The organism is Lactiplantibacillus sp. 3062 (assembly GCF_055413545.1).
Map to the genome: position 1 here is coordinate 402,623 of NZ_JBVAYE010000002.1, position 13,241 is coordinate 415,863.

Consider the following 13,241-nt stretch of genomic DNA (forward strand, 5'->3'; position numbering starts at 1 on the left):
TCTTCCTCTCTACTTAATCATGCCTGTGTTCCTGCACCATCCGCAATTGCCGTCATCAAGATCTGTTTGGCAATTGCAGTTTTCGTTGTCAATTCCGTCGTAACTGGTTGTTGCTCAGGCCGCAACAGTGTGACCTGATTAGTATCACCATTGAACCCAACTCCCGGCTTGGAAACATCGTTAGCAACAATTAAATCTAATTTTTTACTAGTTAACTTACGATTGGCATTAGCCAGCAATGATTGCGTTTCAGCTGCAAAACCAATCACATACTGTTGGTGCTTCCGGGCCGCTAACGTTTTTAAAATATCCGGTGTTTCTGTCAATCGTAACGTTAAGTCAGCATGGTCAGCTGGCTTTTTAATCTTCTGATCAGCTAATTCAGCCGGCCGATAATCAGATACGGCCGCCGCCATGACCAAGATATCCGTATCATCAAAAATATCACTGACTGCCGTCAATAAGGATTGAGCCGAATCAACCGTCACGACCTTAACACCACTAGGCGCTGCTAAATGAGTCGTGGCGCTGATCAGTGTCACAGTTGCACCTAACTCCCGTGCGACTTGAGCAACTGCGTAGCCCATCTTCCCCGATGAACGATTCGTGATAAATCGTACCGGATCTAAGGCTTCTCGGGTTCCGCCGGCAGTGACGACAACTCGCCGTCCTGCTAATGACAAATCAGGTGTCAACTGAATCAGTTGATCTGTCAACCAGGCCAAAATCACCGCTGGTTCCGGCAAGCGTCCTTGACCACTGTAGCCTTCCGCCAACATACCCGTAGCAGGAGTTAAGACGTGTAACCCATCCGTCGTCAGCTGCTTCAAATTGCGCTGAGTTGCTGGATTAGCGTACATATGTGAATTCATTGCTGGCACCACAAACTTGGGTGCGGTCGTCGCTAAAATTGTCGTCGTTGCGGCATCATCGGCTAGACCGTTAGCCACCTTAGCAATCAAGTTGGCGGTAGCCGGAACGAGAATCATCACTTCAGTCCAGTCAGCTAACGCGACGTGGACGACGTGATGCGGGTCAGTCGTTGTGAATTCATCAATGACCACTGGCTGCTGCGTTAAAGTTTGAAAGGTCAATGGCGTGATAAACTTTGCCGCATGGGTCGTCATCGCAACTCGCACGACGGCGCCCTGTTTCATCAAACTACGAATCAATACTAACGCTTTATAACTCGCAATCCCACCACTAACGACTACCGTTACATGGCGTTTTGTCCATATACTCACTTCTTCACGTCCTTTGAAAAATCTCGCAACCGTGCCAGCGAGATTTTTACACTTTAATAAAACAATTGTATCAAGAATCGACAGTAACGTGAAGCTGAACGTCCGCGTCATTCTTCATAAAAAAAGTGCCAAGCCCCAGCTGGCTCAGCACACCGTTTTGTTACTAATCTTTGTCAGTTTCATCTGGATCGATCATTAGGTCACCGGCCGCAATTTCTTCCATGGCCCGACCAATCGTTTTAACCGATTTGTATTCGCTAAGCATTGGTGCTGCACCAGCGTCCAATTCATGGGCCCGCTTGCTAGCTAACATAATCAATGAGTAACGCGAATTAACTTGCTTCAATAAGTCATCAACTGATGGATATAAGATCATGATTCCGCATCTCCTAACATTTCTTCATACTCGGGCATGACCCGTTTAACACTAAACCGTTCACTACGAATAATAGCCTTGATTCGTTCAGCAGCTAGCGGGACTTCATCATTGATAACCGCATAATCATAATTACGCATCATCTTGATTTCATCAACCGCTTTTGCCATCCGCTTGTTGATCACACTCATATCATCAGTCCCACGACCAATGATGCGGTGCTTCAATTCCATCAAATCCGGCGGCGTCAAGAAAATGAAGACGCCATCAGGCATTTTTTCGCGGACTTGCATGGCCCCGTTAACTTCAATTTCTAAGAAAACGTCTTTGCCAGCCGCCAACGACTGCTTAATATATTTTAAGGGCGTCCCATAGTAATTGTCAACATACTTGGCATATTCAAGCATACCGCCGCTCTTAATTTCATCCTCGAACTCTTCTTTGGACACAAAATAGTAGTCCTTGCCATCTACTTCGCCCGGACGCATTTGCCGCGTCGTCATCGAGACTGAATATTGAAAATCGTTATCATCTGAGTCAAAGATTTCCTTGCGGACGGTACCTTTACCGACACCCGAAGGACCTGATAAGACGATTAACATGCCTTGTTTCGCCATGATCACAAATTCCCCTTAATTAAAATATGTTTTAAAGTTTATTTTGCACTTTTTAACCCTATATTGCAAGTATTATCAAGGTTACACAGCTTTTTTTCATTTTTATTCGTGAATTTTCTCAAATTTTAGGCTTGCTTTTTAGAACGCCTGTTCGTATAATGGAAACACAAACAAATGTTCGAGGTGGCTAATATGCAAAATCAACAATCTAATTTGAAACTAATTTCCAAGAACTTACACGCTTCCTATCGCCAATTTATGGATGACTTTACTGCTGCCCCGACCGTCGTTGCGCCGTTACTGCCAATGATGCCGGCTTTCCAGCGGGATTTGTTCTTAGCTCAAGCGCACACGGAACACTATCAAATCATGCTCCAGATGCAGCCTCAGCTCACTGAGTCCCGACCATATAATATTCACGGAGTGTTAAAAACCCTCGCTAGTGGTCAGTTGGTTCTAGTTAATCGGCAGTTACACCTGACCCACTTGGTCGACCCGGACGCCATCCGTTATATCAAACGCGTTTGGTTTAATCATTAATACTTGCATCAAAAGATGAAATCATGTTCAATACAACCTTGCGTATTCTCATGGTGTTTTTGATGCAAATCAAAAAGATTGATGTTACAGCTCCACTGACTTCCCTGAATGAGTGAGTACGGAGTACCTGTAAATCAATCTTTTTTAGTAACTTAATTTTTATATTGCTTCTTTTACTTGTCGCTCACTGACGTTATTTTTGAGTTGGATCAGCACGCTTTTCAATCCAAGCCAAGACCGTATCAGCAATGATTGCCATTAAAGCTGTTGGTAACGCCCCGGCCAAGATAATGGCACCACCATTCGTAGCATTGGTTCCTCGAATAATGATATCCCCTAAACCGCCGGCACCAACGAAGGTCCCAATGGCCGTAATCCCGATAGCCAACACTAATGCGTTCCGGAGTCCAGCCATAATGACGGAAAGTGACAGTGGCAACTCCACCATTCGTAACAATTGCCAACGCGTCATCCCCATCCCCTTACCGGAATCTAAAATACTAGCACTCACATTTTGCATTCCAGTATAGGTATTCTTGATAATCGGTAGCAATGCGTATAAAAAGACCGTGACGATTACCGTGTTCACACCTAAGCCCAAACCAATCATGATGATTGATAACATCGCTAGTGACGGAATCGTTTGAATCACATTGGCAATCGCGATCACTGTCGCACTCAACCGACTATGATGGGCAATGAAAATGCCAATTGGAATCCCAACAATTGCCGCAAACAGCACGCCATAAATTGAAATCAAGAAGTGACGTGAGAACTGGCTTAACACGTACACACCGTTTTGTTGGTAATAATATATCAACTGTTGCAGTAAGTTCATCTGAGCCATTATTTGTCACTCCCTTCAAAGTAATTATGTTTTTCAAGGAACTGTTTAGCCACAACTTCCGGTTCCACTAAGTTATTATCAACTTGATAGTTCAAGTTTTGCATCGTCTTTAAGCTGATTTTACCGTTTAATCGATTCAAGATTGGCTTCAACTTCGGATGAGCTTTCAAGATCTTGTTCGTTGCAACCGCACTCGCATTGTATGGTGGGAAGAAATTCTTATCATCCTTTAAAATCTTCAGATCATAACTACCAATCCGACCATCAGTCGAGTATCCGAGGATGGCATCCATTTTACCTGATTCCAAGGCATCATAAACTAAACCAATTTGCATTGGATAAGTCTTCCCAAATTGAAAGCCATACAACTTCTTAAAGGCAGGATAACCGTCACCTTTTCGTTCAGTCCAGATTTGATCCAAACCGACCGTCAGCTTCGAGGCTACTTTTTTCATATCACTAACCGTATTTAGATGGTATTTTTTAGCCGTCGCTTTCGTCACCATAAAAGCATAGGTATCTGCGAACCCATAACTTGGGAAATAGGTCATTTGATACTTGCTGTTGAACTGTGAGCGAACTTTTTGGTCAATCGACTTGATATTACTCCGATCCATCTTTTCGCCCAGAATCGTCGTTAAGTCCGTCCCAGTGTAACGAATCGCTGAAATATCAGCCTGATCATTCTTCAAGGCATTGAAACTAACCGTCCCAGAACCTAAATTGTTAATGATCGTCGTATTCAAATTAGAATAATGCTTAATCATATCTTGAATCATGTACGCCATGATTTGTTGTTCAGTCGTGTTTTGTGACGCAATCCGGATCGTATCGGATGAAGTTCCTGACAAACCCGGAAAGCCACAGCCGGCCAATAATAACGCACTGGCGACCGTTGCGAAAACACCTAACAACCACTTTTTAATTTTCTTCATCTTTAATCCCCCTTACGCTTGTGTGGTTCTTGGGGTAACCGCTGCTTCTAGTTTACCCAACAGCCAATCAACGATGAGGGCTAAGATAATCACCGGAATTGAACCGCCTAAAATTAAGTCAGTTCGATAGAGGTTTAACCCATTAAAGATAAAGTCCCCAAGGCCACCGGCACCAATGTATGATGCTAACGCGGCCCAGGCAATAACGTACGTTGCGGATAATCGAATACCAGCCATAATAACTGGGGCTGCCATCGGTAACTCAACTTTAACAATTGACTGCCAACCGGTCATTCCCATTCCCTTAGCCGCATCGATCAAGGCTGGATCAACGTCTTCCAGTCCAAGATAGGTATTGCGGAGAATCGGTAATAAAGAATAGATGAACAGCGCAATGATAGCTGGAATTGCACCAATCCCGAAAAACGGGATCATCAATGCCAACAATGCCATCGCTGGGATCGTTTGTAACATACTAGCGATTGACATGACCACATTCGCAATCGGCTTCACCCGCGTAAGCAGAATTCCAATCGGAACCGCTACGATAATGCCTAAGAACAATGAAAACGCCGAAATATACAAGTGTTGCCACGTCTTAACCAGCAGCTGCATGCCGTAGTTTTGTAGGAAAGTTATCATGCCTGTTCACCGCCTTCAGCGGGCGCATCGTCCTCCCCATGATGAATATTATTTTCAGCTTCATCTTCGTCTTCATCACCCCAGAGAGCATCATAAACAATATCGACCAGGGTGGCCCGCGTTACAATTCCGACCAGGCGATGTTGTTCATCTACGACTGGAATGTTCTTCAAGCCGCGTTTCAAAATACGTTCGACCGTATCCCGAATCAATGAATTTGACTGAACATAGAACAAATCAGTCTTCATAATGTCGCCCACACTAGTAGCCGAGTTAAAGTTGTAATCAACGTCTTCAATGCCGATCACACCCTTCAAGATGCCGGCTTCATCGGTGACTAACAACGAGTCAACGCGTTTATCATGCATTTGTCGTAATGCGACCGTCAATGACTTTCCTGGTGTGGTGGCAATTGGGTCTTTCAACATCACTTGCCCAACAGTGGTAATACTTGGCCGTGCTTGAATCAAACGATCCTTACCAATTAAGTTCTCAACGAATTCATTAGCTGGATGACGTAAGATACCGTCTGGCGTATCCACTTGCATAATGTCGCCACCATCCATGATTACGATTCGGGTCGCTAATTTTAACGCCTCATCCATATCATGGGTTACAAAGACGAACGTCTTACCTAAGCGTTCCTGCAAATCCTTAACGAGATCTTGCAAAGATTCACGGGTAATCGGGTCTAACGCCCCAAATGGTTCATCCATCAATACTAAATCTTGGTCTGCTGCTAACGCCCGAACAACCCCGATCCGTTGTTGTTGCCCACCGGAAAGCTCCGACGGGTACCGATCCAAGTAATCTTCTGGCAATTCCACCAGTTTGATCATCTTCTTAGCACGTTCATTCATTTTATCTTGGGGCCACTTTAGCAATCGTGGTACCAAAGTGATATTGTCTCGAATCGTCATATGGGGCATTAGCCCAATATTTTGAATCACATAACCGATTTGTCGCCGTAATTTAACCGGGTCAATCTGGCTAATATCCTTACCATTAAGTTTAATGGTACCGGAAGTCTGACTTAACATCCGATTAATCATCCGCATCGTGGTCGTTTTACCTGAACCAGACGTCCCGATGAAACAAACAAATTCACCTTTTTCGATTTCCAAATTAAAATCTTCAACGGCTACTTTGCCACCAGGATACGTTTTATTCAAATGTTCCATTGTCAGAAACAACCTCATCACTCCAATCATTTACTCAGTTTATTTCGTTGCCGAATAAACTGTACTGTAATTAAGCATAACTTATAACGAAAGCAAAATGCAAACGTCATGACATGTAAACTGAACATTTTATCGTTTTAACGGTATATTTTGGTAGTCGGAGCTTCAGATTAGCCACCCACTACCAACCAGCCCGACAGTTCATTAAAACGTGTCCGTTGACCCATATTTCGTCTATTTGCGTTTTATATTGTAAAGAATTATCGTCGCCTTGGCAATAATACCGAAACCTCACTCGACACTATCGTCACTAATTAACACCATCAAAAAAGGACCGACCATAGTTGTCCGTCCCTTGTGGTACCGATCAATTAAGCTTAATCATCTTTTTCCTCATCGGCCAGTCGCAATAACTCTTCCGCATGTTCAAGCGATAACTTAGTGACTTTAGTTCCCGCCAACATGCGTGCCAGTTCTTGAACCCGGGCCGCATTATCCAGCTTAGTCACACTCGTTTTCGTGCGTTTACCAGTAATCTTCTTGGCAATGAAGTAGTGGTGATCACTCATCGCCGCAACCTGTGGCAAATGGGTAATACAGAGCACTTGTGAAAAGTGTGCAATACCATTGATTTTCTCAGCAATCGCTTGAGCAACCCGACCGCTAACGCCCGTATCAACTTCGTCAAAAATGATACTGGTAATTCCCTGTGATTCAGAAAAAATGGTTTTCAAAGCCAGCATCATCCGTGAGAGTTCCCCACCAGACGCAATTTTAGCCAATGGGCGCATGCGCTCACCAGGATTAGTCTGAATATAAAATTCAACACTGTCCAGACCACTCCGATAGATCTGACCCTTAGTCGGTTTGAATCGTACTTCAAAGATTGCCTTATCCATATACAGATCTTTGAGTTCTTGATGGATCTGTCGTTGTAACACTTTCGCCGCAGCCCGCCGTTTATCGGACAACGCTTCGCCCGTCGTAAGTAGTTGTTGTTTCAGATCGGCGACCCGCTGGGCCAAATCTTCACTATTTTCTTCAGAGTCAGTCATCTTGGCTAACTCAGCCGCGATTTTTTGGTAATAATCTAAGATTTGTTGTTCAGAGTCCCCATACTTACGTTTTAACTGGGCCAAAACGTCCAGCCGCTGTTCGATTTCATCCAAGCGACCCTCGTCGAATTCTTGCAAATCGAGCTGATTAGAAATCTGACCGGCCGCGTCCTGCAGCCCATAAAAGGCATTTTTGACATTCACGGTAATCTCATTAAAGGCGGGGTCCAAATTAGCAATCGGTTCTAGTGCATTCATCGCCGTACCGACCATATCAACCGCACCAGTCGTCTCCTCACCTGCAGCTAACAATGTGTAACTCTGTTGAAGCGCTTGATTGATCATTTGGTAATTATCCAAGCGGTCACGTTCCGCAGTTAAACTGGCCTCTTCACCCACTTTGACTTGTGCTGCTGCGATTTCGTCCACTTGAAAGTTCAGCATATCTAAGCGTTGAGCCCACTCTTTTTCATTCGCATTCTTTTGCCGCAGTTCACGGTTTAACTGCTGATAACGATCATACTGTTGCTGGTAACGCTGCTTCAATTTACGAATTTTAGCGGTGGCAAACTCGTCCAGCAATCCCAGGTGTTTTTCAGGTTGCATCAACTCTTGATGTTCATTCTGACCATGAATATCAACAATTGTTTCACCAATCTGTTTCAAAGTCGTCGTATTGACCAGCATACCATTGATGCGACATGTATTACGGCCGCTTTTAGTAATCTCGCGCTGTAGAATGACGGTATTATCCGCATGTTCGATCCCCGCTTCATCCAACAATTGGGCCGTCACGCCGTCAGCCGGCAAAATAAACATGCCTTGCAAAACGGCTTTATCAGCACCGGTCCGAATAAACTCTGCCGAGCCGCGGCCACCCGCTAATAAACCGACTGCATCAATAATAATTGACTTACCAGCACCGGTCTCACCAGTTAAAACCGTCATGCCGGCTTCAAAAGCAATGTCTAAGTGTTCGATAATTGCAAAGTTCGTAATTGATAATTCTTGTAACACTGCAAGCCCTCCTTAAAAGCAATTGGTTACCAGCATCCGTTAGTTAATTTTGAAAAAAAGCGACCTGACACACGTGTGAGCAGGTCGAAGATAGCTTACTAATTAGTGATCACTCAGTAAGCGTTGAATTTTTTGTTGTAGCTCTAAAGTCATCGCTAACGACTTGCAAATAATCAGAACGTGAGCATCATCGCCTAGCGTTCCAAAAATTTCGTCATAATGCATTGCTTCAATCAACGTTGCTAGTGCTGGTCCGTTACCCGGCAACACCTTGATGAGGACAAATTTATCCTGAGTCGCATACGAGACATAGGCATCTTTCAGTGTCCGCTTGAGCTTTTTCTCCGTATCCATTTGTTTCTGAACTGGCATACTATAGTGGTAACCGCCCGTTGCCGAGGGAACCTTGACCAGCTGCATATCTTTAATATCGCGCGAAATGGTTGCCTGTGTCACGTCAATATCTTCAGCACGTAACAGCTTGACAAAGTCTTCTTGACGTTCAATTTCGTTCGAACTCAATAATCGTTTAATGTAGCGTTGGCGCTCTTGCTTCTTCACCCGATCACCCCCGGTAGCTATTCATACTTATTTAAACACATCATAAGCCAAAATGCATAAATATGAAAGTCCGGATTTCAATTTTAAGCTTGATTTAATTGTTCATAAGCGGCCGCCTGAGTTTTTTCAATCGACACAGTCGGCGCAATCCGTGGTGTTTCATCGGTAGCTTGTAAATGAATTAGAAACTCAATATTACCTTCACCACCCTTGATTGGTGAATAATCAAGCCCTAGAACGTTATAACCATTCGCTTGCGCAAATTCCACGATATCTGTCAACACCGCCTGATGAACAGCAGGATCACGGACAATTCCGTGTTTGCCGACATTCTCACGGCCAGCCTCAAATTGTGGCTTGATTAGAGCAACGACTGAACCACCGTTTTCAATAATTGCGTGTAATGGGGGCAAAATTAAGTGTAGTGAAATAAATGAAACGTCGATGGACGCGAAGTTAGGTTGCCCCTGCGTGAAATCTGCCAGTTTACTATACCGAAAGTTAGTATGTTCCATCACAACCACGCGCGGATCTTGGCGTAACTTCCAGACCAACTGATTACTACCGACATCCAAGGCGTAACTCATTTTTGCCCCATTTTGTAAAACCACGTCGGTAAAACCACCAGTCGACGAGCCAATATCTAGGACCGTTTTGTCGGTCACGTCAATTTCAAAACTTTTGAGTGCTTTTTCAAGTTTGAGACCGCCACGTGAAACGTAGGGCATCGGTTTGCCTTTCAAATGTAATTCAGTTGCCACTGGGATCTTCATGCCCGGCTTATCTAAGCGTTCTTCGTTGACACCTAAGATTTCACCGGCCATTACGGCACGCTTAGCCTTTTCGCGGGTATCAAATAATCCTTGTTGTACTAATAATACGTCAACTCGTTCTTTTTCCATCTAAATTTAAGTCCTTAATCTGTAAAATACGTTAGAAAAGCTGCAAGCAAGCCCATGCCTCGTTGACTAGCAGCACTAGCTTTTACTAACGCCGTTTGAGCAGCTGTTACCGCTTGTTCTAACGCTGTTCGTGCGCCTGCAAGCCCCAGCAAACCTGGATACGTATTCTTATGTTCATCGGCATCCTTATGCGTAGCTTTTCCTAACTGAGCAGGCGTACTCGTCACGTCTAAAATATCATCATAAATTTGAAACGCCAATCCATAGGCATCAGCATATTGTAATAGCAATTCCTGCACGGCTGGTTGCACTTGAGCTTGAATCAACCCTGCCTGGACAGCGTAGTGAATTAACGCCCCCGTCTTCTCGCGATGCAGCTGTTGTAAGGCTGGCAAAGCCAGATGTTGTCCCGCTCCAAGGACATCAGCAACTTGACCAGCCACCATCCCGCGAGGTCCGGTGGCCTGCGCTAATGCTAAGGTTTGATTAGCGACGATCAATGCCGGTAACCCACTATCCGCAATCCATTCGAAAGTCAACGGTTGTAAAGCATCCCCTGCAAGAATGGCAACGTCTTCCCCAAACTTAACATGGTTAGTCGGTTCGCCACGTCGTAGCTGATCATTATCCATCGCCGGTAAATCATCGTGAATTAGCGAATAAGTATGCATCAACTCAACGGCCACACTTGCCCGCAAGTTTGCAGCCGTCGTTGTGATATCAAAAGTATCTAAAATGGCTAACGTCAATAACGGCCGTAACCGTTTGCCACCTGCTAGTACCGAATAACGCATGGCGTCAGTCAGGGTTGATTGGTCAGAACACGCTTGAAGCTGCTCATCTAAATACTGATTAATCTGAGGACGCCACTTGGATTCAAATTCAGTTAATAATTGCTTATTCATTGGCGTCAGCTTGCTCAAACGGAACTTCGTCGCCATTTTCATTCATCATCTTAGTGAGCGTCTTTTCAGCACCTTCAAGGGTTGCTTGCAACTGCTTGCTAAGTGCCACGCCCTTTTGAAATTGATCCAAGGCTTGTTCTAAAGGAACATCACCCTGCTCTAATTGGTTTACGATCGTCTCTAATTGTGATAAATTCTGTTCAAAAGTTGGTTGTTCAGCCATTATTTTCCTCCATCAATCTTCGTAATCTGTGCCTGAGCCTCACCATCAGCCATGTGAATTGCAACCGTTTGTTCTGGCTGCAATTGTTTGACCCCGTGAACCACCTGTTCATCCGCCGTCACAAAGGCGTAACCACGCGTCATGATTTTAAGCGGACTAAGTAGATCCAACGATTGGACGGTCTGCGTCAGTTGTTGCCGTTTTTGCCGCACGACTAACTGGGTACCCCGATTCAGCCGTTGCTGCAAGTTAAGCAGTTGCGTTTGTGCCTGGCGAACTTGGTGAATCGGCGTTTGCTGTCGTAATTGTTGAAAAACACGCTGGTAGTGCTGGCTTGCCAGATTAAAGTTATTTTGACCAGCCTGTTTAAGTCGCTCATTTAAGAAGTCTAACTTCTGCAAATACCCTTCGTACAAGCGGTTCGGCTGAGTAAACACGTACGACGTTTGTAATTTATTAAGTCGTTGTCGATCGCGTTGAACGAAATTCTGAAATGCATTGAACACGCGGGTCTGGTCTTGCTTTAATTGTAATAAAACATCGTTATATACTGGTACCGCTAATTCGGCAGCCGCAGTTGGGGTGGCCGCCCGCACATCTGCGACCAAGTCAGCAATTGTCGTATCCGTTTCATGCCCCACGGATGAAATAACTGGCAGTTGACTCTGTGCGATTGCACGCGCAACCACTTCTTCGTTGAATGGCCACAGATCTTCGATTGAACCACCACCACGCCCAATAATTAATGTATCAAAATCACCTTGCGCATTGGCACGTTCGATCTGCCGACTAATTTCGGCCGCAGCCGCATCACCTTGAACTTGAGATGGAAACAAAACGATCTGCGCAATCGGAAAACGGCGCCGAGTAGTCGTGATAATATCGCGAATCACTGCGCCACTACGACTAGTGACCACTGCAATTCGCTTTGGAAAGCGCGGAAGCGGCTTTTTGGGTGCACTAAACAAGCCCTCAGCCGCTAATTTCTTTTTAAGTTGTTCGTAGGCTTGATACAACGCACCCACGCCGTCTGGTTCCATGCGTTCCACATAAATCTGGTAACTACCACTGGGCTCATACAGACCAATCCGGCCCACGACCAGAACCTTCATACCTTCTTCAGGCTGAAATTTGACCTTGGCAAACGCCGACTTGAACATAATGGCTGAAATCTTGGCATGGTCATCTTTCAAACTGAAATATTGATGCGTATTAGGCCGGGGACGATAATTAGAAACTTCCCCCGTTAGGTACACTTTACCTAAATACGGATCAACCTCGAATTTACGTTTTAAATACTGAGTTAAAGCTGTCACTGTCAAATATTGTTGACTTTCACTCACTTACATCACTCCACTTTGCAAGTTCCACCGTTGTCTGCATCAAGGTGGCAATCGTCATTGGACCCACACCACCAGGAACGGGCGTAATCAACCCTGCGATGCCTTGAGCAGAATCAAAATCGACGTCACCCACTAGTTTACCATTTTCATCACGATCCATGCCAACATCAATGACCGTCGCGCCTGGTTTGATATCAGCACCAGTGATCAGGTGTGCAATCCCCGTTGCAACCACCAAGATATCCGCCGTCCGGGTGACCGCCTTTAGGTCAGCTGTTTTACTATGTGCAATCGTTACAGTTGCGTTAGCATTTGTTAACAAAGCGGCCATCGGCTTACCAACAATGGTACTCCGACCAATAACAACCGCCGTTTTACCAGCCGGATCAACCCCATAGTCAGCCAACATCGTCATAATACCGCGAGGCGTATTTGCTACAGGATAATTACCTGGAAAATTGGTGATCAACTTACCAACGTTCGTCGGGTGAAAACCATCGACGTCCTTTTTAGGATCAATGGCCATCGTGATCAATGGTTCATTAATTTGGGCTGGTAGTGGCGACTGCACCAAGATGCCATGAATGCTGTCATCCGCATTGTATGCCGCAATAATGGCTAACAGTTCGTCCTGACTAGTAGTCGCTGGCAACTGCCGCACCACGGAGTGCATCCCCAACTTAGTGGCTTTACGATTCTTATTTCGAACATAGATTTGACTGGCTGCATCGTCCCCAACAATAATTACAGCAATCCCTGGTTGAATTCCCTGAGCAGCCAATTCCGCTACTGCCGTTGCCGTCTGCGCGTTAACTTTCTTAGCTACTGCCTTACCATCAATAATCTTCGTCAC

At 45.0% G+C, this 13,241-nt stretch carries 15 protein-coding genes; 1 reads left to right on the forward strand and 14 read right to left on the reverse strand.

Features of this window, described 5'->3' with window-relative positions:
* Positions 1-17: 17 nt before the first annotated feature.
* From coaBC to gmk, 3 genes are read right to left on the reverse strand one after another with little or no spacing between them, the layout of a single operon-like run.
* Complete coding sequence (gene coaBC / locus ACWQAU_RS04875) at positions 18-1,355, reverse strand: bifunctional phosphopantothenoylcysteine decarboxylase/phosphopantothenate--cysteine ligase CoaBC (protein ID WP_172765775.1); 1,338 nt, start codon at positions 1,353-1,355, stop codon at positions 18-20.
* 52 nt (positions 1,356-1,407) lie between these two features.
* A complete protein-coding gene (gene rpoZ, locus ACWQAU_RS04880) occupies positions 1,408-1,620 on the reverse strand; it encodes a DNA-directed RNA polymerase subunit omega (protein WP_003640362.1) in 213 nt (70 codons plus the stop codon).
* Positions 1,617-2,237: a guanylate kinase gene (gene gmk / locus ACWQAU_RS04885; RefSeq protein WP_003640361.1), complete on the reverse strand. Its 621-nt coding sequence runs from the start codon at positions 2,235-2,237 to the stop codon at positions 1,617-1,619. Before gmk ends, rpoZ begins: the two co-directional genes overlap by 4 nt.
* 192 nt (positions 2,238-2,429) lie before the next feature.
* Between gmk and ACWQAU_RS04890 the strand changes: the two genes are divergently transcribed.
* Complete coding sequence (locus tag ACWQAU_RS04890; RefSeq protein ID WP_027821409.1) at positions 2,430-2,777, forward strand: hypothetical protein; 348 nt, start codon at positions 2,430-2,432, stop codon at positions 2,775-2,777.
* Between the two features lie 193 nt (positions 2,778-2,970).
* Here the strand turns inward: ACWQAU_RS04890 and ACWQAU_RS04895 are convergent, their stop codons facing one another.
* The 11 genes from ACWQAU_RS04895 to ACWQAU_RS04945 form a co-directional block, all read right to left on the reverse strand.
* The gene (locus tag ACWQAU_RS04895; RefSeq protein WP_003640359.1) at positions 2,971-3,624 is read right to left on the reverse strand and encodes an ABC transporter permease; all 654 of its coding nucleotides are present in this window, start codon (positions 3,622-3,624) and stop codon (positions 2,971-2,973) included.
* Positions 3,624-4,559 (reverse strand): osmoprotectant ABC transporter substrate-binding protein, encoded by a 936-nt coding sequence (locus ACWQAU_RS04900; protein WP_003640358.1) that lies wholly within the window; start codon positions 4,557-4,559, stop codon positions 3,624-3,626. The genes ACWQAU_RS04895 and ACWQAU_RS04900 overlap by 1 nt, the downstream gene beginning before the upstream one ends.
* Positions 4,560-4,571: 12 nt before the next feature.
* Complete coding sequence (locus tag ACWQAU_RS04905) at positions 4,572-5,201, reverse strand: ABC transporter permease (RefSeq protein WP_003644316.1); 630 nt, start codon at positions 5,199-5,201, stop codon at positions 4,572-4,574.
* Entirely contained in the window at positions 5,198-6,382 is a 1,185-nt protein-coding gene (locus ACWQAU_RS04910; RefSeq protein WP_003645157.1) for a betaine/proline/choline family ABC transporter ATP-binding protein, read from the reverse strand. The genes ACWQAU_RS04905 and ACWQAU_RS04910 overlap by 4 nt, the downstream gene beginning before the upstream one ends.
* 377 nt (positions 6,383-6,759) lie before the next feature.
* Positions 6,760-8,454 carry a DNA repair protein RecN gene (gene recN / locus ACWQAU_RS04915; RefSeq protein WP_003645158.1) on the reverse strand — a complete coding sequence of 565 codons (1,695 nt, stop codon included), beginning with the start codon at positions 8,452-8,454 and terminating at the stop codon, positions 6,760-6,762.
* Between the two features lie 102 nt (positions 8,455-8,556).
* Positions 8,557-9,015, reverse strand: a complete 459-nt coding sequence (locus ACWQAU_RS04920) for an arginine repressor (RefSeq protein ID WP_003640354.1) — start codon at positions 9,013-9,015, stop codon at positions 8,557-8,559.
* Positions 9,016-9,098: 83 nt separating this feature from the next.
* Complete coding sequence (locus tag ACWQAU_RS04925) at positions 9,099-9,917, reverse strand: TlyA family rRNA (cytidine-2'-O)-methyltransferase (RefSeq protein ID WP_003640353.1); 819 nt, start codon at positions 9,915-9,917, stop codon at positions 9,099-9,101.
* A gap of 14 nt (positions 9,918-9,931) precedes the next feature.
* The gene (locus tag ACWQAU_RS04930) at positions 9,932-10,822 is read right to left on the reverse strand and encodes a polyprenyl synthetase family protein (RefSeq protein ID WP_027821408.1); all 891 of its coding nucleotides are present in this window, start codon (positions 10,820-10,822) and stop codon (positions 9,932-9,934) included.
* The gene (locus ACWQAU_RS04935; RefSeq protein ID WP_003640351.1) at positions 10,815-11,045 is read right to left on the reverse strand and encodes an exodeoxyribonuclease VII small subunit; all 231 of its coding nucleotides are present in this window, start codon (positions 11,043-11,045) and stop codon (positions 10,815-10,817) included. Before ACWQAU_RS04935 ends, ACWQAU_RS04930 begins: the two co-directional genes overlap by 8 nt.
* Positions 11,045-12,388, reverse strand: coding sequence for an exodeoxyribonuclease VII large subunit (gene xseA / locus ACWQAU_RS04940; RefSeq protein ID WP_003645161.1), 1,344 nt, complete (start codon positions 12,386-12,388; stop codon positions 11,045-11,047). Before xseA ends, ACWQAU_RS04935 begins: the two co-directional genes overlap by 1 nt.
* Complete coding sequence (locus ACWQAU_RS04945) at positions 12,381-13,241, reverse strand: bifunctional 5,10-methylenetetrahydrofolate dehydrogenase/5,10-methenyltetrahydrofolate cyclohydrolase (protein ID WP_027821407.1); 861 nt, start codon at positions 13,239-13,241, stop codon at positions 12,381-12,383. Before ACWQAU_RS04945 ends, xseA begins: the two co-directional genes overlap by 8 nt.